18 protein-coding genes and 1 pseudogene are annotated in these 20,987 nt (G+C 64.0%); 10 read left to right on the top strand and 9 right to left on the bottom strand.

The window, feature by feature from the left end:
• Nucleotides 1–27: 27 nt before the first annotated feature.
• Nucleotides 28–1,170, bottom strand: a complete 1,143-nt coding sequence (locus ACPPVV_RS06620; RefSeq protein WP_426702669.1) for an MFS transporter — start codon at nucleotides 1,168–1,170, stop codon at nucleotides 28–30.
• 194 nt (nucleotides 1,171–1,364) lie between these two features.
• Here ACPPVV_RS06620 and metG point away from each other — a divergent pair, with 194 nt between their 5' ends.
• Genes metG through nth form a run of 3 tightly spaced genes read left to right on the top strand, consistent with a single transcriptional unit; the run spans nucleotide 1,365 to nucleotide 4,703 of the window.
• On the top strand, nucleotides 1,365–3,455 hold the full coding sequence (gene metG, locus ACPPVV_RS06615; RefSeq protein ID WP_426702668.1) for a methionine--tRNA ligase: 2,091 nt from the start codon (nucleotides 1,365–1,367) through the stop codon (nucleotides 3,453–3,455).
• A 7-nt stretch (nucleotides 3,456–3,462) separates the two neighbouring features.
• A complete protein-coding gene (locus ACPPVV_RS06610; protein WP_426702667.1) occupies nucleotides 3,463–4,068 on the top strand; it encodes an RnfABCDGE type electron transport complex subunit B in 606 nt (201 codons plus the stop codon).
• Entirely contained in the window at nucleotides 4,065–4,703 is a 639-nt protein-coding gene (nth, locus tag ACPPVV_RS06605; RefSeq protein WP_426702666.1) for an endonuclease III, read from the top strand. The genes ACPPVV_RS06610 and nth overlap by 4 nt, the downstream gene beginning before the upstream one ends.
• A 44-nt stretch (nucleotides 4,704–4,747) precedes the next feature.
• Here nth and ACPPVV_RS06600 read toward each other — a convergent pair whose 3' ends face one another.
• Entirely contained in the window at nucleotides 4,748–5,356 is a 609-nt protein-coding gene (locus ACPPVV_RS06600) for a class I SAM-dependent DNA methyltransferase (RefSeq protein WP_426702665.1), read from the bottom strand.
• Nucleotides 5,357–5,487: 131 nt separating this feature from the next.
• Between ACPPVV_RS06600 and ACPPVV_RS06595 the strand changes: the two genes are divergently transcribed.
• Entirely contained in the window at nucleotides 5,488–5,775 is a 288-nt protein-coding gene (locus ACPPVV_RS06595; protein WP_426702664.1) for a hypothetical protein, read from the top strand.
• 33 nt (nucleotides 5,776–5,808) lie between these two features.
• Here the strand turns inward: ACPPVV_RS06595 and ACPPVV_RS06590 are convergent, their stop codons facing one another.
• Together ACPPVV_RS06590 and ACPPVV_RS06585 are read right to left on the bottom strand one after the other, a co-directional pair.
• Nucleotides 5,809–6,732: a sensor domain-containing protein gene (locus tag ACPPVV_RS06590; protein WP_426702663.1), complete on the bottom strand. Its 924-nt coding sequence runs from the start codon at nucleotides 6,730–6,732 to the stop codon at nucleotides 5,809–5,811.
• Entirely contained in the window at nucleotides 6,732–7,094 is a 363-nt protein-coding gene (locus tag ACPPVV_RS06585) for a PadR family transcriptional regulator (protein WP_426702662.1), read from the bottom strand. Before ACPPVV_RS06585 ends, ACPPVV_RS06590 begins: the two co-directional genes overlap by 1 nt.
• A gap of 145 nt (nucleotides 7,095–7,239) precedes the next feature.
• On the opposite strand from ACPPVV_RS06585, the gene ACPPVV_RS06580 reads away from it, so the two are divergent.
• Together ACPPVV_RS06580 and ACPPVV_RS06575 are read left to right on the top strand one after the other, a co-directional pair.
• Complete coding sequence (locus tag ACPPVV_RS06580; RefSeq protein ID WP_426702661.1) at nucleotides 7,240–8,187, top strand: peptidylprolyl isomerase; 948 nt, start codon at nucleotides 7,240–7,242, stop codon at nucleotides 8,185–8,187.
• Nucleotides 8,188–8,273: 86 nt separating this feature from the next.
• Nucleotides 8,274–8,867 carry a class I SAM-dependent methyltransferase gene (locus ACPPVV_RS06575; protein WP_426702660.1) on the top strand — a complete coding sequence of 198 codons (594 nt, stop codon included), beginning with the start codon at nucleotides 8,274–8,276 and terminating at the stop codon, nucleotides 8,865–8,867.
• Between the two features lie 264 nt (nucleotides 8,868–9,131).
• Here ACPPVV_RS06575 and ACPPVV_RS06570 read toward each other — a convergent pair whose 3' ends face one another.
• A complete protein-coding gene (locus ACPPVV_RS06570) occupies nucleotides 9,132–9,347 on the bottom strand; it encodes a hypothetical protein (RefSeq protein WP_426702659.1) in 216 nt (71 codons plus the stop codon).
• On the opposite strand from ACPPVV_RS06570, the gene ACPPVV_RS06565 reads away from it, so the two are divergent.
• From ACPPVV_RS06565 to ACPPVV_RS06550, 4 genes are all read left to right on the top strand, one after another.
• Entirely contained in the window at nucleotides 9,336–9,797 is a 462-nt protein-coding gene (locus ACPPVV_RS06565) for a PadR family transcriptional regulator (protein ID WP_426702658.1), read from the top strand. The genes ACPPVV_RS06570 and ACPPVV_RS06565 overlap by 12 nt on opposite strands.
• Nucleotides 9,798–9,877: 80 nt before the next feature.
• Entirely contained in the window at nucleotides 9,878–10,669 is a 792-nt protein-coding gene (locus tag ACPPVV_RS06560) for a siderophore-interacting protein (RefSeq protein WP_426702657.1), read from the top strand.
• 115 nt (nucleotides 10,670–10,784) lie between these two features.
• Nucleotides 10,785–12,941, top strand: a complete 2,157-nt coding sequence (locus ACPPVV_RS06555; RefSeq protein ID WP_426702656.1) for an AsmA family protein — start codon at nucleotides 10,785–10,787, stop codon at nucleotides 12,939–12,941.
• 149 nt (nucleotides 12,942–13,090) lie between these two features.
• On the top strand, nucleotides 13,091–14,020 hold the full coding sequence (locus ACPPVV_RS06550; RefSeq protein WP_426702655.1) for a DMT family transporter: 930 nt from the start codon (nucleotides 13,091–13,093) through the stop codon (nucleotides 14,018–14,020).
• Between the two features lie 123 nt (nucleotides 14,021–14,143).
• On the opposite strand, the gene ACPPVV_RS06545 is transcribed toward ACPPVV_RS06550, so the two are convergent.
• The 4 genes and pseudogenes from ACPPVV_RS06545 to ACPPVV_RS06530 form a co-directional block, all read right to left on the bottom strand.
• Nucleotides 14,144–17,068, bottom strand: a complete 2,925-nt coding sequence (locus ACPPVV_RS06545) for a ligand-binding sensor domain-containing diguanylate cyclase (RefSeq protein WP_426702654.1) — start codon at nucleotides 17,066–17,068, stop codon at nucleotides 14,144–14,146.
• Nucleotides 17,069–17,320: 252 nt separating this feature from the next.
• A pseudogene (locus ACPPVV_RS06540) lies at nucleotides 17,321–17,840 on the bottom strand (c-type cytochrome); the annotation flags it as partial.
• A gap of 465 nt (nucleotides 17,841–18,305) precedes the next feature.
• The gene (locus ACPPVV_RS06535) at nucleotides 18,306–19,163 is read right to left on the bottom strand and encodes a copper resistance protein B (protein WP_426702653.1); all 858 of its coding nucleotides are present in this window, start codon (nucleotides 19,161–19,163) and stop codon (nucleotides 18,306–18,308) included.
• Nucleotides 19,160–20,923 carry a copper resistance system multicopper oxidase gene (locus ACPPVV_RS06530; RefSeq protein ID WP_426702652.1) on the bottom strand — a complete coding sequence of 588 codons (1,764 nt, stop codon included), beginning with the start codon at nucleotides 20,921–20,923 and terminating at the stop codon, nucleotides 19,160–19,162. Before ACPPVV_RS06530 ends, ACPPVV_RS06535 begins: the two co-directional genes overlap by 4 nt.
• Between the last annotated feature and the right edge of the window lie 64 nt (nucleotides 20,924–20,987).

Raw genomic sequence — 20,987 nt, 5'->3', positions numbered from 1 at the left:
CAGTCATGAAGTTTTTCAACGCCGCACTCAACGCCGTACGATCCGCGCCGCGCCGGCCACCAACAACAGCAGGCCGGCGACCACCGCCAACGCCACCGGCAGGTTGCTGGCATGGGCCAGAAAACCGATCAGTGCCGGACCGCTGAGCAGGCCGGCATAGCCCAGCGTGGTCACCGTGGCAATCGAAATCGCTGGTGCGCTGCCCGGCAGGCGGCCCGCCGCACTGAACATCACCGGCACGATGTTCGATGCGCCCAGGCCAATCAAGACGAAGCCGAACAACGAAACCGGCGGCCACGTCGCCATGGCGACCAGCAGAAACCCGATCGCCGCCACGCTGGCACCGATGCGTACGGTCCACACCGGACCCAGCCGCGCGATCACCCCATCGCCGGCGAGCCGGCCGCCAGCCATCGCTACCGAGAAACACGCGTAGCCGATCCCGGCGGACGCCGCGGAGAAGCCGCGGAAGTCGCGCAGCAGTACGGCGCTCCAGTCGAGCATCGAGCCCTCGGCCAGGAAGCTGACGAAGCACAGCATGCCAAGCAACAACAGCAGCCCACGTGGCAGACGGAATTTCACGGCCTGTCTGGCCACGTCGTCTACACGGGAAAGCAGGTTGCCGCACTGGCTGAGCACGATCAGCGCCAACAGCAGCGCGATCGCCAGGGCACCGACCGACAGCGGCAGGCCCAGCGCCAGCAACGCGCTCATGAGCGCGGCACCCACAAGGCCGCCGATACTGAAAAGCCCGTGGAAGCCCGACATCAACGCGCGACCGTCGCGCCGTTCCACTTCGACCGCATGCGCGTTCATCGCCACATCCACTGCGCCAAGCATGGCGCCGAAGTACAGCAGCGTGACGGTAAGCGTCAGCACATTCGGCACGATCGCGAGCAGGGGAATCGCCACGCACAGCAGCAACCCGGCCACGCTGATCACCTTGCGATTGCCGTAGCGATGGGTCAGCAGGCCGACCAGCGGCATCGACAGCATCGAGCCACCGCCGAAAGCCAGCAGCACCAGACCGAGACTCGCGTCGTCCAGCCCCAGCCGTGCCTTGATATACGGCACCATCGGCGCCCAGCTGGCCATGCCGATGCCGGATATCAGGAAGATCAGACGGGTAGCACGGGTAGCCGTCGCCAGCTGTTGCCGTACTGCCGGCATGGATTCGCTCAACACATTCATGGTTCCCGGAGCATATTTAAAACATGCATAAATGTACACAAATACGACAAATCGTGCAACGAAGAAAGCTTGTACTTCAACAACGTCAACCCGCTGGGGCCGATACTTCGAGATACGGCCGGCCACAGGCCTGCGTGCAATAATGCGCAGTCATTCTGGAGTGTCTGTCTGCCATGAGCCGTCGCCTGCTTGTCACCCACGCCCTGCCCTATGCCAATGGCCCGCTGCACCTGGGCCACATGCTGGGATACATCCAGACCGACATCTGGGCGCGCGCGCAGCGGATGATGGGCAACGAGGTGCATTTCGTGGCGGCAGACGATGCCCACGGCACGCCGATCATGCTGGCGGCGGAAAAGGCCGGCATGACCCCGGAAGCGTTCATCGCCGGCATCCGCGCCGGCCATGAAGCCGACTTCGCCGCATTCAACTTCAGTTTCGACCACTATCACACCACGCATTCGCCGGAAAACCGCGAGCTGGCCGAGCTTATCTACACGCGCCTGCGCGATGGGGGGTTCATCGCCAAACGCAGCATCCAGCAGTTGTTCGATCCGGAAAAGGAAATGTTCCTGCCGGATCGTTACATCAAGGGTGTGTGTCCCAACTGCGGCACGGCGGACCAGTACGGCGACAACTGCGAGAACTGCGGCGCCACATACGCACCGACCGACCTGATCAACCCGTACTCGGTGATGTCCGGCGCCACCCCGGTGTTGCGCGACTCCGAACATTACTTCTTCGAGCTGAGCAAGTTCGAGCCGCTGCTGCGCGACTGGTTCGCCGGCAAGTTCACCAACGGCAAACTGGTGGCCAACAGCGGCGTGACCGCAAAGTTGAAGGAATGGCTGGATAGCGGCCTGAAGGATTGGGACATCTCGCGCGACGCGCCCTACTTCGGCTTTCCGATCCCCGATGCTCCGGGCAAGTTCTTCTATGTCTGGCTGGACGCGCCGGTCGGGTACCTGGCCAGCTTCAAGGCGCTGTGCGACCGCACCGGCCTGAAGTTCGACGACTTCCTCGCCGCCGGCAGCACCGCCGAAATGCATCATTTCATCGGCAAGGACATCATCAACTTCCACGGCCTGTTCTGGCCGGCGATGCTGCATGGCGCGCAGTTCCGCACGCCGACCGCACTGCACGTCAACGGCTACCTCACCGTGAACGGCGCCAAGATGTCGAAGTCGCGCGGCACCTTCATCCAGGCGCGCACCTATCTGGACGCCGGCATCCATCCGGAATTCCTGCGCTACTACTTCGCCACCATGCTCAGCGATGCGCCGGTCGATGTGGACCTCGACCTCAAGGCGTTCGAGGAACGGGTCAACTCCCACCTCGTTGGCAAGTGGGTCAACATCGCCAGCCGTACCGCCGGCTTCGTGCAGAAGTTTTTCGAAGGCAAGCTGGCGGACCGTTTCGACGCCGAGGAAGCGGCGCTGTGGCAGACGCTGCTGTCGCATTACGAAGGTATCGACACACTGTACGAGGACGGCGAGTTCGCCGAAGTCACCCGCCGCTTCGTCACCATCGCCGACCTGGTCAACGGTTACATCGCCACCAAGGCACCGTGGCTGATCGCCAAGGACGAAGCGCGCCGCGACGAATTGCAGCAGGTCTGCACCCTGGCCTTGCACGGTTTCCGCCTGCTTGCCGGACTGCTCAAGCCGATACTGCCGGCCACCGTGGCCGCCGCCGAACAATTCCTGGCAGCCCCGGTGGACAGCTTCGACGATGCCCGTCGTGAACTGCACGGCCACACCGTCAACGCGTTCGAGCCCCTGCTGGGCCGCATCGACCCCAAACGTATCGAAGCGATGGTCGAAGCGTCGAAGGAAACCCTCGGCACTCCCGCAGCCGAGCCTGCACCACCGAAAAAGAAAGCCATGAACGATATCGCCAAACCCGCCGCACCCGTGGCAGCCGACACCCCCGCCACCATCGCCATCGACGATTTCGCCAGGCTCGACCTGCGCATCGGCAAGGTCACCGCCTGCGAATTCGTCGACGGCTCCGACAAGCTGCTGCGCTTCGAACTCGACGCCGGCCCCCTCGGCACGCGGCAGATCTTCTCGGGCATCCGCGCCGCCTATGCCGAACCGGAAAAGCTGGTCGACCGCAACGTGGTGTTCATCGCCAACCTGGCGCCGCGCAAGATGCGCTTCGGCCTGTCCGAGGGCATGATCCTGTCCGCTGGCGACGGTGGCAGCGACCTGTTCCTGCTCGACGCCGACCAGGGCGCGAAGCCGGGCGCCACCGTTCGCTGAGGCCACGATGACCCTCGCCGACCGTATCGACGCCCTGCTGCCGCAAACGCAGTGCGAACAGTGCGGTTACCACGGTTGCCGGCCGTATGCCGAGGCCATCGCGCGCGGCGAGGCGCCGATCAATCGATGCCCGCCCGGTGGCGTCGCAGGCATCGCCGGGCTTGCCGCACTGTTGCAACAACCCGTGCTGCCGCTGGACCCCGCGCACGGCATCGAGAAGCCGCGCATGCTGGCGCGCGTGGTCGAGGCGGATTGCATCGGCTGTACCAAATGTATCCAGGCCTGTCCGGTGGATGCCATCGTCGGCGCGGCGAAGCTGATGCACAGTGTGCTCGTCGATGACTGCACTGGCTGCGAGTTGTGTGTGCCAGCCTGCCCGGTCGACTGCATCGTGCTCGAACCGATGCCTTTCGAACAAATCGACAATGCGCACGCCGATGCGGCACGCCGGCATTTCGAGCGTCGCGAATCGCGCCTGCAACGCCAGCGCGCCGAACGCGAAGCGGAACTGGCCGCACGCAAGGCCGCGGTCGATGTCGCCACGGCGCGAGTCAATCCCGTGCTGGCGGCGCTGGCCCGTGCCAAGGCAAAGCAGCAGGAGCGAAATTCTTGAAACGCGCCGATGTCATCGACATGTTCACGCGCCTGCGCGAGCTCGACCCGCATCCCACCACCGAGCTGGTCTACAGCACGCCGTTCGAGCTACTGGTGGCCGTGGTGCTGTCGGCGCAAGCCACCGACGTCGGCGTCAACAAGGCCACGAAAAAGCTCTATCCCGTGGCGAACACGCCAAGGGCGATCCTCGCGCTCGGCGAGGAGGGCCTGAAGCGCTACATCAGCACGATCGGCCTGTACAACGCCAAGGCGAAGAACGTGATTGCGCTGTGCCGCCTCCTGATCGAACAACACGACGGCGAAGTGCCGCGCACCCGCGAGGCGCTGGAAGCGCTGCCCGGCGTGGGCCGCAAGACCGCCAACGTGGTGCTCAACACCGCCTTCGGCGAGCCGACCATCGCGGTCGACACCCACATCTTTCGTGTTGCCAATCGCACCGGGCTCGCTCCGGGCAAGAACGTGCGCGCGGTCGAGGACAAGCTGGAAAAAGTGATACCGGCCGAATTCAAGCAGGATGCCCATCACTGGCTGATCCTGCACGGCCGCTACGTGTGCAAGGCGCGCAAGCCGGATTGCCCGCATTGCGTGATCCGCGATCTGTGCCGGTACAAGGACAAGACGCTCGGCGAATAGGAAGCGGAGCGCTGCAGCTTTCGCTCCTTCCGCCTGTTTTCTGCTCAAACTGGCAACTGCGCCCGCTCCAGCGCGGCGATGTGCCGCTCCAGTCGTGGCCCGAGATAGCAATGCGAGCCGCTCGGCAGCAAGCCTGCCTTGCCGAACTCACGCAGATACCAGGCCGGCGCGCGCGACACGAAACCGTGATGGTCGCCGGCCACATCGTCGCGGCTGGTGAACACTTCGAGGAAAGCCACGCCTTCCAGCATTTCGCCGATGCCCTCGAGACCGGCGCGAATCTCGGCCGGTTTCAGGTAGTGCAGCACATCGGTGCACACGATCAGGTCGAAACGCTCGTCGAAGCGCAGTTGTTCCAGCTGGCCGAAACGCGCCAGCCCGATATTGCGGCTGCGTCCATAACGGGCCACCACGTATTCACTGGCATCCAGGCCGCGGTAGGCAATGCCCGGGCGCAATGCGCGCAGCGGCGCTCGCCAGGTCGCCTCGCCACAGCCTACGTCGAGCACGTTGCGGATCGGACGGCCAAGGTAGTACTCGGCCTGCGCCACCACCATCGCCACCTTGCGCTTGAGCTCGGCAGGTGAACCGACAGCGTGCTGCGGATCGCGATACCACTTGTCGAAATAGTCGCGGTCGTAGCTCTTGGACATGCGGATTTCCTGAACGAAGTTCGCCGATGGTAGCCGCACAAGTCCCCGGCATCACTTTGTGCATGCGTCGCGCTTGCCAGCATCGAGGTCGCGCAAGCATTCCATCCTTCCGAGACTCAAGGAGTATCCCCATGCCCACGATCCGATTCCGCCTGACCGGCAGCCGTGACGACGCCGATGCCGTGATGACCGCACTGCATGGCATCGACCGGATCGAACGCGTCGAGGAGATCGACGACATGATGCCCGGCATGCGCGAGGACTCCAGCTCCAGCGAATCGGTGAGCGACAGCGAGGGACAGGTCTACTGCATCGAGGTGGACACCCCGAACGACCAGCTCGCCGACATCGTGCGCGGCAGCGCCGAAGTCATCGCCCACGACCGCGAAGCGGGCATCGAATTCACCGACGAGTTCTGAACCGATCGGACATCAACGCCGGGGCGCGTACCGTCAGTTCGCCTCGCGCGGCACCAGCATGTGCTTGGCGATGTAACCGTGCAGCTGGCCCAGGCCACGCGCCAGGTGCAGGGTGGCGAACAGCAGCAGGATGCCGATTGCACACATGGCGATCGCGTCGCCCCAGACGGGTACGTGCGCGCCGAATCCCCAGTCCACGGTAACTTGATGATTCACGTACAGCCCCGACAACCAGCCGTCGCGAAACATCATCGCCACCGGTGCGCCGATGAACGCTACCGACACACTGAGCAGGGTCACCGCGATGGTGAAATACGCGATACCCAGCGGCAGCATCAGCCACAGATAGCAAAGGGTGGTCCAGGTATGCAGGTCGGTGAACATGGCGCCGATTCGCCGCATCAGGCCCACATTCTGGTTTGGATACACCGGGCGTCGCGGCATGCGCATGCCCAGCATGGTTTCCACGATGCGTCCTTCCACCAGCGACAGCACGCGCACACTACCGAAGAACAGCACGATGAACGGCAGGCCGATGATCAACACCGACAACCCTGCCGACAATGCCAGCCCGGTCACCGCCCAGGTGAAGTAAAAAATGCCGGTGGCCAGCGACAGCAGCATGTAGAACAGTGCGCCATAAGTGCGTGGATCGACCGCCACGCCAAAGAAGCGCCCGGCCAGTGAGCGCCGCTTCGGCAGGGGCGGCGGGCGCAGCGCGCGCTGGATCTTGATCTCCTGATCGCGGTAGATCTCCGCCACCTCGTCCGGTGCGCCGTAGCTGCCCACGACGTGTTCCAGCATCGTGGCTTCATCGCGGCCTGGCTGTTCGGCCAGTTCGGCGCGCAGATGTTCCTCGGCGTCGTATAGCGCGTCCTGGATCAGCGCCGGATCGGCGCCACTCAACGCGGTGCGCAGCTGTTTCAGGTATTCATCGATGGTGCGTGGCGCGTTCATTACACCCCTCCTTGCAAGACGTTATCAACGGAATCGCGGGTGGCATTCCACGCAGCGACCCATTCGCGCAATACCTCGCGCCCCGGTTTGGTGATGCGGTAATAGCGGCGCGGCGGCCCGCTGATGGACGGCTCGACCTCGCTGGCAAGCAGGCCGGCGCCCTCCAGATTGCGCAGCACCGGATACAGCGCGCTTTGCTTGCCAGCCAGCACGCCCTCGCCCACTTCTTCCAATCGCTTGGCGATCTGATAGCCGTACATGGGCTGGCGCGACTGCCCCAGCACCGCCAGCAAGACCAGCGACACGGTGCCGCTGGAAAGCTCTTTCTGGAACTTCTTCAATTGACTGGCACTGTCGTCCACGCCACTCACCCGCGCTGCCGCTTGTCGTTGAGTGAACCATAGTGTGAAGTTGACACTAGTACATGGGCCTGAAGTCATGCCTTGGCGAATCCACCATCGTGGTCTGGTAAGTTGCTCCCTTCGCCACGTGCCCAGGGGAAACACCATGCGTCGTCGCCACCTCGTTGCCTTGCTTGCACTGACCGGCGCGCTGCTGTCATTGCCCGCCCTCGCCGCCGAGCAGGGCAAGCCCACGCCCACCGCCAAGGAATTGCTGGCCAGGTCCAAACCCGGCGAATGGCGCATGCCCGACCCGAAAAACCTGTTGTTGATGCAGTTGCCGCAGGGGCGGGTGGTGATCGAGCTGGCGCCGGATTTCACGCCGTTGCATGCGGCGAATATCCGCAGCCTGGTGCGCGGACACTACTTCGACGGGCTGGCGATCATCCGGGTGCAGGACAACTTCGTCACGCAATGGGGCGACCCGAACGACGACGAGAGTGGCGACAAAAGCAAGATCCGCGCGCTGGGCAAGGCCAGCAAGACACTGCCACCGGAATACACCCGCCCGATCGACGCGAAGCTGCCCTGGACACCCTTGCCGGATGGTGACGTCTATGCACCCGAAGTCGGTTTTACCGAAGGCTTTCCGGCGGCGCGCGATCCGGCCAGCGGCCAGGAATGGCTGACCCATTGCTACGGTGCCGTGGGTGTCGCGCGGGATGTCGATCCACAGACCGGCAGCGGCAGTTCACTCTACGCGGTGATCGGCCAGGCGCCACGCCGGCTCGATCGCAACCTCGCCATCGCCGGCCGCGTGCTGGAAGGCATGCCACTGCTTTCCGGACTGCCGCGCGGCGCCGAACCGATGGGCTTCTACACCAAGCCCAGCCAGCGCATCGCCATCGCCTCGGTGCGACTGGTTGCCGACATGCCCGCCAAGGAGCGGCCGGCGATCGAGGTGCTGCGCACTGACAGCGCCACCTTTGCCGCGCTGGTCGATGCCAAACGCAACGGGCGTAGCGCGTTCTACGCCGAGCCGCCCGGCAAGGTCGACGTATGCAGCATCGACGTGCCGGTGCGCGAATCGAAGTCGGCCGCCCCCGCTCGCTGATGTCCACGGACGTGGTGCGGCAAACATTCTGTTCAGCCGCGTCGGTTACCTTGCAACTCTATGTGGGCGATTGCGGGAACCGATAGATGCCGTTGAGCGATACCGTGGACTTTCTGCGTGCGTGGTTGCGCGATCCACGTGGTATTGGCGCAGTGGCTCCGTCCGGCGCGGCGCTGGCCCGGTTGATGACCGCCCACGTCAGCCAGCTGGACGGACCGGTGATCGAACTCGGACCCGGCACCGGTGCATTGACGCGCGCGCTGCTGGCCCGCGGCGTGCCACCGCACCGCCTCGCGCTGATCGAGGCCGATCCGCACTTCGCCGATGCACTGGCGCGCCGTTATCCCAAGGCGACCATCCTGCGCATGGACGCGGCACAGCTTGGCCATACCGCGCCGCTGTTCGGTGACGAACGCGCCTGCGCCGTGGTCAGCGGCCTGCCGTTGCTGTCGATGCCGGCGGCCCAGGTGGCGGCCATCGTGCAAGGCGTCTTCGAACGTCAGTTGCGCAAGGACGGCATGTTCTATCAATTCACTTATGGCCCGCGCTGTCCGCTGCCGGCCATGCTGCTCAAGCGGCTGAACCTCCAAGCGCACCGTGTCGGCAGCGCCTTGCTCAACCTGCCCCCGGCGGCGGTCTACCGTATCAGTCGATGCGCGGATATCCAGGTCGCCGCCTGACGCAGGCGGATTTCACGGCGCGCGAACATCTCGAGATCCGGGCGCACATCCAGCACGCGATCGCTGCTTCCCCATAGGTACGCAACGCCGCATGGCGTCTGCAGGCGCGGGCATCGCGATCGTCGTTCGCTCGCCATGGATTAGATCGGCCCTCTTCCGAGCAACTTACCACCTGGTGGCTGCACGAGCCGACCTGGCCGTCCAGGCTATTGCTCAAGACATATATACGATATATCGTAGAACACTCTTGCGATATATCGGAGTTCAACCATGAACCTGCGCCATTTCTTTTTTCACACCATGCATCAACACCATCACGCCCACCCTTTCGGCCACGGCGGCGAGCACGGTCGTGGCCGTCACGATGAGCGACATGCGGGTCGCGGACCATTCGGCGGCCATCGCGGCGAGGACTTTTTTGCCGACTGGAACGAACTGCGCGGCGGCGGCCGACGCGGGGGTGGCCGAATGTTCGGTCACGGCGACCTCAAGCTGCTGCTGTTGGCGCTTATCGAGCAGCAACCGCGCCACGGCTATGAACTGATCCGCATCATCGAGGACATGTTTCACGGCCACTACTCGCCCAGCCCCGGCGCGATCTACCCCACCCTGACCATGCTGGAGGAGCTGGGTTACGCCGAGAGCGAAAACGAGCAAGGCAACCGCAAGCTCTACACCATCACCGAGGCCGGCCGTGCGTTTCTCGATGAAAATCGCGCCGAAGTGGAAGCGGTGACCTCGCGCACCGAGCACAGCGCACGCATGGCCGCGAAAATGTCCGCCCCGATGGCCGTGCGCAAGGCCATGCATGCGCTCAAGCACGCGCTGCTGATGCGCGGGCCGAGCTGGGACAAGGCCGAAGCCGAGCGCGTGGCGACGATCCTTGAACGCGCCGCCAACGACATCGCCGCCGGCAAGCCACGCGACTGAATCTGCCTCACAACGCCATCGCCATCGCCCGCCGATACGTATCGCGGGCCAGTAGCCGGCATGACCCTGGAAATGCCGACATGCCAAATCATCAACACCAGATGCTTCGCCATCCCATCGTCCTGCGCACGCTGGACGTGCTGCGCGTGGAACGCCTCACCCCGCACATGCAGCGAGTGACCCTCGGCGGCGATGAGCTGCGCGGTTTCCACAGCGCCGCGCCAGATGACCATGTAAAGCTGTTTTTCCCCAACACCACGGGTGAACTGGTCACGCCAACTCTCGGACCGAACGGCCTCGAATACCCGCCTGACCGCGAACCCTCGCCAATGCGGGACTACACCCCGCGCCATCACGACGCCGAACGCAATGAGCTGGCCATCGACTTCGTATTGCATGGCGATGGCCCCGCTTCCCACTGGGCAAGCCAGGCCGCGCCGGGGCAGCGCATCGGCGCAGGCGGTCCGCGCGGTTCGTTCGTGGTCGCTGGCGACTTCGACCGCTACGTCCTGGTCGGCGATGAAACCGCCCTGCCGGCCATCGGCCGCTGGCTGGAGGAGATGCCAGCCGGCGTGCCAGTCGATGTTCTGCTGGAAATTCCCGAGGCCTCGGATCGCCAGCAGCTGAATTCGCCCGCCCACGTCAACTTCACCTGGCTTGAACGCGACGGCGAGGCGCCCGGCCATGGCGACCGGCTGCAGCGCGCCCTGCAAAGCCTGCCCGCCATGGCCGGCGACACCTTCTACTGGATTGCCACCGAATCGCGGCGCGCCCGCGCCATGCGCCTGTTTCTCGACAACGAGCGTGGCATTGCGAAGGAATGCATACGCGCCACCGGCTACTGGAAACGGGACGCGGACAGTGACGAATAACGCCAGCAAGGCGGCGCATGCATGAATCTTTCCTGAGCATCACCACGGCTTCACCACAAAATCTTGCCACGCGACCAGTTATGAATCGATCTGGAACCCGCGACAGGAGATGATCATGAAGCGAAGCCGGAAGGTACTGGCCTGGATCGCGGGTGCGCTGCTGGCGCTCATCGTGGTGGTGATTCTCATCATTGCGCTGTTCGACTGGAACCGGCTGAAACCGTTCATCAACGACAAGGTGAGCCAAGCGATCGGCCGGCCGTTCGCGATCAACGGCGATCTCACGGTGGACTGGCAACGCGACCGTACCGGCGGCTGGTTGAGCTCGCTGGTGCCGTGGCCGGAATTCACCGCACGCGACATCAGCGTCGCCAATCCCGACTGGGCGCAGCAACCGCAGTTCGCCAAGCTGGAGGCATTGCGCTTCCGGCTGTCACCGCTGCCGTTGCTGGCGCATCGCATCAACGTACCCTCATTGCAGTTGGTCCAGCCCACTATCGACCTGGAGCGCGACAAGCAGTCGCGGGCAACCTGGAATTTCACCCTGCCGCAAAGCACGACGCCTTCGGCCTGGAAGTTGAACCTGGGCACGATCGGTTTCGATCGCGGCAACATTTCGCTGGACGACGCGGTCAGCCGCACCAAACTCAAGGTGTCGGTATCGCCGCTGCAAGGGGCGATTCCCTACGACCAGATCGTGGCGCAACAATCCGCCGACGCGCGCGAGCAGGCTGGGAAAACGGTAGGTGCCGCGGCGAAAAAATCTCTGGCCAGCGGCGACGCCAAGCAGGACAAGGACGAAAAGATTGGCCAGGCCAATGCATCGACCAGCTATCAGTTCGGCTGGGATGCCGACGGCAGCTACCAGGGCGGCACCGTCAAGGGCCACGGCAAAATGGGCGCCGTGCTGGCCTTGCAGGACACCAGCAAACCGTTTCCGGTGCAGGCCGATGCGCATATCGGCGACAGCCATATCGCCCTGGTCGGCACCTTGACCGACCCAATGCACCTGGGCGCACTGGATGTGCGGTTGTGGTTCTCCGGGTCCAGCATGGCCAAGTTGTATCCGCTCACCGGCATCACCCTGCCCGATACACCGCCGTATGCCACCGAGGGCCACCTGAAAGCGGAACTGCACCGCGGCGGCAGTCGTTACAGCTATCAGAACTTCCGCGGCCGCGTCGGTGGCAGTGACCTGGCCGGCAACCTGCTGTTCGTCACCGGCGGCAAGCGGCCCAAACTGAGTGGCGACCTGCACTCGAAACTGTTGCAGTTTGCCGACCTCGCCCCGTTGATTGGCGCCGATTCCAATGCCGAGAAGAAGCAACGTGGTGACGGCACCACCCAGCCGGCCGACAAAGTGCTGCCGGTCGAGCCGTTCCGTACCGACCGCTGGCAGGCAATGGATGCGGACGTGACGTTCACGGGCGCACGCATCGTGCACGGTGAAGCACTGCCGATCGAATCGCTCAACACCCATCTGGTGATGAACAACGGTGCGTTATATCTGGACCCGCTGAGCTTCGATCTGGCCGGCGGCACCGTGCACAGCAACATTACCCTCGACGGAAGCCGCACGCCGATGCATGGCCTGCTCAAGCTCAATGCGCGTCATCTCAAGCTCAAGCAACTGTTTCCGACCTTCGAGCCGATGCGCACGAGCTTCGGCGAGATCAACGGCGACACCAACCTCACCGCGCAGGGCAACTCCATTGCCGCCCTGCTGGGCAGCGCCAACGGCGAGATGAAGCTGCTGATGAACGACGGCGCGATCAGCAAGACCCTGCTGGAAACTGCCGGCCTCAACGTCGGCAACATCGTCATCGGCAAGCTGTTCGGCGACAAGACCGTCAAGATCAACTGCGCCGCCAGCGACATGACCGCCAAGGATGGTCTGTTCGACATGCGGCTGTTCGTGTTCGACACCGATGACGCGGTAATCAACGTGGATGGCACGGTGAATTTCGCCAGCGAGAAACTCGACCTCGACGTGGTACCGCATACCAAAGGCTTTCGCGTCTTCTCGTTGCGCTCGCCGTTGTACGTCCAGGGCACGCTGAAGAATCCGAACGTCGGCGTGCACGCCGGTCCGTTGCTGATGCGTGGTGCCGGCATGGTCGCGCTCGGCGTGGTGGCTGCGCCCGCCGCCGCGCTGCTGGCGCTGGTATCGCCCAGCCATGGCGACGATGGCGACAACACCTGCCGCGCAGTGCTGCAGCAGTTGCGCCACTCCGGCAAGATGATGCCGTCAGCCAAGAAGACCTCACGCTAACCGCCGATCCTGTGGGAGCGACTTCAGTCGCGACGCCTTTCCATCTGCCAGAAGGGCATCGCGACTGAAGTCGCTCCCACAGCGGCAGGGGCATGGTTGGGCCAAGGCAGGCGCTAGAATGCCGGCACCTCTTCCCGCGCGATATCCCCATGCAAGCCGCCAGCAAAGCTCGTCTGCAGATTCATTTCTGCGTGTTGTTGTGGGGCTTCACCGCGATCCTCGGCAAGCTGATCACGCTGCCGGCATTGCCGCTGGTGTGGTGGCGCATGTTGCTGGTGGTCGCTGCGCTGTTGTTGATGCCGCGGGTCTGGCGCGGGTTGCGCGCGATGCCGGCGCGACTCATCTGGGCGTACGCCGGCATCGGCGTGCTGGTGTCGTTGCACTGGCTGACCTTCTACGCGGCGATCAAACTCTCCAACGCTTCCGTTGGCGCAACCTGCATCGCGCTGGGCCCGGTGTTCCTGGCCTTCATCGAACCGTGGATTGCCAAACGCAAGTTCGATCCACGCGAGTTGCTGATCGGTGCAGCGGTGGTCCCCGGCGTGGTGATGGTGGTCGGCGGCGTGCCGCACGGCATGCGCATTGGCATTGCGGTGGGCGTGCTGTCGGCGCTGTTCGTGGCGTTCTTCGGTTCACTCAACAAGCGGCTGGTGGAACACGGCGACCCACTCACCGTGACCTTCATCGAACTGGGTACCGGCACGCTTTTCCTCACCCTGCTGGCGCCGCTGCTGCCACACACCGGCCCGGCGTTCATGCTGCCGAGCCTGCACGGTGCACTGTTGCTGATGGCCTTGTCGTTCGGCTGCACCTTGCTGCCGTTTGCGCTGGCGCTGGTGGCGCTGCGCCACATGAGTGCGTTCGGCACGCAGATGGTCACCAACCTGGAGCCGGTCTACGCGATCGTGCTGGCGATCGTGCTACTGGGCGAACAACACCAGCTGGACGCCTGGTTCTATGCCGGTGTCGCGGTGATCCTGGCCGCGGTGTTCATGCATCCGCTGCTCCATCGCCGCCAGCGCGCCCCGAAGCAGCCCGAACTTCTGGGCACCACCGAAAGCCACAACATCATCGATTGATCACGCCGCAGCGAATTGCATTTCCGCGCACAGGTGATTGATGAAGCCGCGCATTTCCGCCGAGGGATGATGCTCGCATCGCATGGATGCGGAGGTCGAAAAACGCGATGCGCTGCGCAGGCGCTATTGAACGTCACCCGCCGAATCTGGCTGTGCCACACCGGCCTCCTCGCCCAGAACTTCGGCAACGACGCGGTTACGGCCGTGGCTCTTGGCCCGGTACAAGGCGGCATCCGCGCGTCGGACGAGATCTTCGACCGACGCGGGCTCGCGTCCGATCCAGACCATGCCGATGCTGAGGGTCACGGTGAACTGTTTCCCGTTCCATTGGTGCGGCACGGCGCTGACGGCGGTCTGCAGGTTACGCATGCGCTGCTCGGCATCGGCATGACCGATGCCCGGTAGCAGCATCAGGATCTCTTCGCCGCCATAGCGGCCCAGCCGATCGCCTTCGCGCACGTGGGACTGGAGGAGACGGGCAATCGCCAACAAGGTGGCGTCTCCCGCCTGGTGGCCGAAAGTATCGTTGATGCGCTTGAAGTGATCGGCATCGACCAGTCCTACGGCCAGCCCCAGGGCAACACTGACATTCGGTTCGAGTTGTTCCGCCAGCTGGTCGAGAATGGCCTTGCGGTTGTAGAGGCCAGTGAGGCTGTCGTGGGTGGCCTGGTGATAGAGCTCGGCGCGGGCCAGCTCCAACTCGCGTTTTTCCTCGGTGAGTTCGGCGGTGCGTCCGTCCACCATGGTTTCCAGACGGCGGTTCTGGCGCAACAGGCGGCGCGAATGCCAACGCCAGCTCAAGGCCACGATCAACGCCAGCAACAGGAGTTCGAGCGGATAGGTCCACCAGGCCAGCCACCACGGCGGCGGGATGCTGAAATCGAAATAGGTCGGCGGGGAGAGGGTCCGATGGTCGTCGTCGATGGCCTGGATTTCGAGGCGATAGTCGTCCGATGGCAGACCGGTGAGGTTGATAATGTGCGCGCTGGTGGCGACCCACTCCGACCCCTGCAGCCGATAGCGGAAACGCGGTGCGCTGCCGGAGGAAGTTCCGAGCACCGCATAGCGCACGACGAGGGGCGCGCGGTTGTCGTCGATGTGCACGCTGGCGCCATCTTTCGCCGCCTTCGTGCCATGCATGACCGAGGTGATGACCACCTTGCGCGGATGGCTTGCAACCATCGCCTCCGGATGCAGCAGGTGGCTGACGCCGATGGCCGAGCCGATCCAGATCGAACCGTCGTGATCTTCGAAGAACGAATTCTGATCGGTCTCGTCCCACAGCAGTCCGTCGTCCTGTGACAGATGCGTCCAATGCCGGCCATCGAAGATATCCACGCCGCCGCTACCGCCGACCCAGATCCATCCACGATGGTCGCGCCGGACAAAATACGCCAGCGTGTTGTCGAGCCACACATCGGTGATGTCGCTCAGTGCCAGTTGATCGCCGTGTACGGTGGCATGAAACACTCCCGGCTCATTGGCGCCCAGCCACAGGCTGCCATCCGCATCCACCGCAACGGCACTGAAGCCGGAAGCCATGATTTTCCGGCCCGTTTGCATACGCGTCCAATGTCCTTCGGCGTAGCGCAACATGCCTTCATTGCAGGCGAACCACAGCGCGCCGTTGGCTCCTTCGGCAATATCCGAGCATTGCTGGTCGGTGGTCGGCACCGAGGGAATGCGCTGGGCCGGTGCACCGACGCTGTCGATGCGGTAAATGCCGTTGACCGTGCCGATCCACAGGCGCCCTTCCCGGTCGAAATGCAGCACCTTCACGAAGGCAGGTAGCTGTGCCGCCTGCGTGGTGCGTTTGCTGACCGGGTCGTAACGCAGGATGCGGTGGTCATACAGCCCGACCCACATCGCGCCGTCGGCGGCCTTCGCCATCGACAGGATCTGGCGCGGCGGCGGCGTGGACTGGATCGGCCAAGGCTGCAGGCGCATCCGGCCTTTTTCCAGCACGCTGCCGCCCAGTTCGTTGCCGAACCAGAGGTGTTCCTGGTCAAGGCGCAGGATCGACCAGTTCGGCATGCTGTCGAAGCCCTGGCCGAGCCCCCATCCCTCGATCAGCCCGTAGCCGTTCCAGCGCGATATGCCGCGTCCGTACGTGCCCAGCCAGAGCGTTCCCTGCCTGTCGAAAAGCAACGCCGTGACGCCGATGTCGGGCAGGCCGTTGCTGCTGTCGATGGTCGTCCAGCCCTTTCCATCCCAGCGCGCCAGGCCATGATTGGTCGACGTGAGGATGCGTCCCTGGGCATCCTCCACGAAACTGCCGTCATCCTTGATCACGTCCATGTCGTTGTCAGGTACGTCGCGCGCAATGAACTTCGTGGCACCTGCCGGCAGCACACTTACGTGATGCACGCCGCGCAACCACAACGTGCCCTGCCGGTCCATCAGCACGCCCGACCAGCTGTCGGCCGGCACACCCCGCTCCGGACCATCCACCAGGACTTTTCCGCTGGCATCGATGTGGCACAACGCCGTGTCGCATCCCAACCATAAGCGACCATGCGAGGCATACACCGTCGTGATGTTGCGCAGCTGCGGATGGGCCGCCAGCTCGGCATCGCCGAACATGGGGCGCAACACGGAAGGTTGCCCCATGCGCCCACCGGAAAGCACCATCAGCTGATTGTCGCGAACCAGCAACAGCCGCCCGTCGTCCAGCGCCACCATCGGTCGCCCGACGTCGGCGACCAGCGGCTTGCCGTTGAGCCGGATTTTTTCGAAATGCAGGCCATCGCCCGCACGCAACCCGGACTGGGTGGCTACCCAGATCCGCCCCAGTCGCGGGTTTTCCGCGATGGCGGTGACGTATTCGCCCTTGTCAAAGCCCTGCGCGACATCCATCCGCTCGAAGCTGCTGCCATCGAAGCGATACAGGCCCATTTCCGTACCGGCCCAGACGAAGCCGCGATGGTCCTGCATCAGCACATTGATGCTCAGGCTTTCCAGCCCGGACTTGCGATCGTACGTCTGCAACGAATACTGCTGTGCTCGCGCCGGCGAGCCGGCCAGCACCGACAGTGCAAGCATCAGCATGAGAAGATAGCGATTCCGGCTCCCCATCAACGACGTCCCTCGTCATGTCACAACGGCTTTTGGATCCTTCGTTCAAGCACGCATTGTGCCATGGTGACCGATATCGGGCCTCCGCCTGTGCGAAATCCCGAAAGACCGACACTCAATGCGGTGAAGTGCCGGAAGACGAACCCGTTGCGGGGCCGCCAGCACTGGCCGCAGCAGCAGGCATGGCCATGTCCGGCGAGCTCGCGCCCTGCCGGTCCGATCCATCCATGTCCATGTCTTCATCAGGCGGTGCCCGCGCCACGATGTCCTTGTACTGCGCCGGCGACAGTCCGGGCAGTTTCTGCAGGAACGCCACCATGCTCCAGATCGTGGCGTCGTCGTGACTGGAACCCCACGCCGGCATCGCGCTCATCTTGATGCCGTGCTTGATCACCCAGAACGCCTCGCGCGGATCGGGTGCGAACTTCGACAGCTGCGGCGGCTTCGGATACAGGCCCGGGCGCATTTCGTTTTCGGCCATGCCCGGCGCAAGGTGGCAACCGGTGCACATCGCCGCGTACTGGCCGGCACCCTTGAGCACCAGTTGCGAATCGTCGAGGTTCGGCACCGTGATGTCCTTCGCATGATGCGCGATCGAGCGCTCGCGCAATGTCTGCATCAGCGCGTACACGGGTTTCGTGTGATGCGCGTCGGCGCCGATGTCGTAGAGGCCGGACCAGACGAAGGCACCCAAGCCGAGGGCGGCGACGACGATCAGAATCACGATGGTGGTGAGGGTTTTCATGGGCTTTCCTGATGCCGTCTCTATGCTGTTGTGGGAGCGGCTTTAGCCGCGATGCTTTTGCCCGATCGAGAGAGCGTCGCGACTGAAGTCGCTCCCACAAGGTGTGTGCGCCTGGCTCAGAACCAGAAACGCATGCCGGCGAGAACGATCAGAATCACGATGGTGAAGCTTTTCATGGGCTCTCCTGATGTCGTCTCTTGTGGTTGTGGGAGCGGCTTCAGCCGCGATGCTTTTGCCTGATCGAGAGAGCGTCGCGACTGAAGTCGCTCCCACAGGGTGTGTGCGCCTGGCTCAGAACCAGAAACGCATGCCGGCGAGAACGATCAGAATCACGATGGTGAAGCTTTTCATGGGCTCTCCTGATGCCGTCTCTATGCTGTTGTGGGAGCGGCTTCAGCCGCGATGCCTTGGACCGATCGAGAGCGTCGCGACTGAAGTCGCTCCCACAGGATGTGTGCGCCTGGCTCAGAACCAGAAACGCATGCCGGCGACGAACTGCCTGTCCATCGATGATTGGCCATCCTGGCGCGCGTAGGCGGCCGCCGCACCGTAACGACGCTTCCAGACTACGCCGATGTACGGCGCAAGTTCTCGCCGGATTTCGTAGCGCAGACGCAGGCCCAGCTGTGTATCGGAAAGGCCGCTGCCGATACGGCTGGCCGGATCGTCGTGGCCGTAGAGGTTCACCTCGAGCTCCGGTTGCAATGTCCACCGCTGTGTGAACCGCAAGTCGTACTCGACGCGCAACCTTGCCGCGGTGCGGCCGGATGACCCGGCATAGGCGGTGGCCTCCAGTTCGAGCCAGTACGGTGCCAGACCCTGGATGCCGAACGCGGCCCAATGCCGATGGCCGATACCCATGTCCTGGCGCAAGCCGAGCTGGGTATCCCAGAACGCAGTCAGGGTGTGATCCCACAACAATTCGAGCCGGGCATCCTCGATCCGGCCGCCGCTGCGTTCGCCCTCACTGCGCAGCCACAGCTTGTCGCTGTCGTTGCCGTACCAGCCCTGCACGTCCCACGCCTGGGCATCGGTGTGCCGCCCACCCGCCGCTTCGAGCTGATCGACCCGCAGCATTCCCAGCGGCTCGCCATCGCGCATATCCATGCCCGGCATGCCGCTGTGGCCGATACCGTCGGAATAGTCCGAGCCACGGATCCCCACCTCGATCGGTGCAACGGCCGCCGGATCAGAGGTGGCTTGGTGATCCATCGCCGGCATGGCCGCGTGATCCATGGCCATCGGGAGCGGCGCGGCATTTTGCGCCAGGGCCAGCAGCGGCAGAGCCAGCAGCGGGCCGGCCATCCATCGGTGCATGCTCATGACACCACCACCTCGCGCATCATGCCCGCTTCCATGTGGTAGAGCATGTGGCAGTGATACGCCCAGCGGCCCGGCGCGTCGGCGGTCACTGCATAGCTGATGCGCTGCGCCGGCTGCACGTTGATGGTGTGCTTGCGCACCTGGAACGTGCCGTCGGGATTTTCCAGCTCGCTCCACATCCCGTGCAGATGAATCGGATGATTCATCATGGTGTCGTTGACCAGCACGATGCGCAGCCGCTCGCCGGTGTTGAAGTGGACGGGCTTGGCGTCGGAGAACTTCACGCCGTCGAGCGACCACATGTAGCGCTCCATGTTGCCGGTCAAGTGCAGCTCGATCTCGCGTCCGGGTTCGCGTGGATCGATTGATCCGCCGACGGTGTGCAGGTCGGCGTAGGTCAGCACGCGCCGGCCGTTGTCGCGCAGGCCCACGCCCGGGTCGTCGAGATTCGTGCGCGGCATGTCCACGTGCATGTCGACGCCGGGGCTATATTCACTGCGCGCATGATGCACGACTGGCGCAGACGGCATCGCCGCCATGTCCGACATATCCATGCCTGGCATGGCAGCCATTGCGGTGTGGCCAGCGTGTCCGCCGGCATCGCCCATCGTCATCGCGCCCATCATGTCCCGCATTGTCAGCAATTGCCGTGGATCGGGTGCCGGCACTTCGGCCTGCATGCCGGCACGTGGCGCCAGGGTGCCGCGGGCGTAGCCGGTACGATCGATGGACTGGGCGAACAACGTGTAGGCACGTTCGTCCTGCGGCTCGACGATCACGTCGTAGGTTTCGGCCACGGCGATGCGGAATTCGTCGATCGTCACCGGTGCCACGTCCTGTCCGTCGGCGCTGATCACGGTCATCTTCAGGCCTGGGATGCGCACGTCGAAGATGCTCATCGCCGAGCCGTTGATGAAGCGCAGGCGGATTTTCTCGCCGGGGCGGAACAGCCCGGTCCAGTTGCCGGCCGGCGTGGTGCCGTTCATCAGATAGGTATAGGTGAGGCCGGAAACATCGCCGAGATCCGTCGGATTCATGCGCATCGCGTTCGACATGCGACGTTGCGCCAGCGCTCCGTTCACGCCATCGTGGCGTACGTCACGCATGAGGTCGGCGACGGTGGGCCGCGCTGCGTTGTAGTAGTCGCCCTGTTTCTTCAGCTTTGCGTAGATGCGCTCCGGATCCTCGTCGGTCCAATCGTTGAGCATCACCACGTAATCGCGCTGGACCGGATGCCGTTCCGGACCATCCGGCTCGATCACCAGCGCACCGTACAGTCCGGTCTGTTCCTGGAAGCCCGAATGCGAGTGATACCAGTAGGTGCCGCTCTGCCGCAGCGTGAAGCGGTAGACAAAGGTTTCGCCCGGCGCGATGCCGGGAAAGCTGATGCCGGGCACGCCGTCCATGGGCGACGGCAACAGGATGCCGTGCCAGTGGATCGAGGTCGGCACGCGCAGACGGTTGTTGACGCGCAGGATGACAGTAGAACCCTGCCGCATGCGCAGCACCGGTCCGGGCACGCTGCCGTTGACGGTGGTGGCGAGTCGTGCCGCGCCGGTGTAGTTGACCGGTGCTTCAGTCACATCGAGCGTGAAGTCCGTGCCACCCGGTACGGTCGGCTGACCGGCGCTGGTCAATGCCCATATCGGCGATGAGCGAAACAACCCGATGCCGGCGAACGCACCGCCCGCGGCAAGACCCTGCACGAAACGACGACGCGACAAACTCGGCGGCACCACCGCCGGTTCAATGACTTTCATGATGCATCTCCAGACAACCCGCTCCGGCATGGCCGGAGTCATTCATGGCCGCCGCCGCACGATC

The sequence above is a fragment of the Rhodanobacter sp. Col0626 genome (genome assembly GCF_049994385.1).
GTDB lineage: Bacteria > Pseudomonadota > Gammaproteobacteria > Xanthomonadales > Rhodanobacteraceae > Rhodanobacter.
Note: the sequence above shows the minus strand (reverse complement) of the source record. Positions and strands in the feature narration are given on the sequence as shown.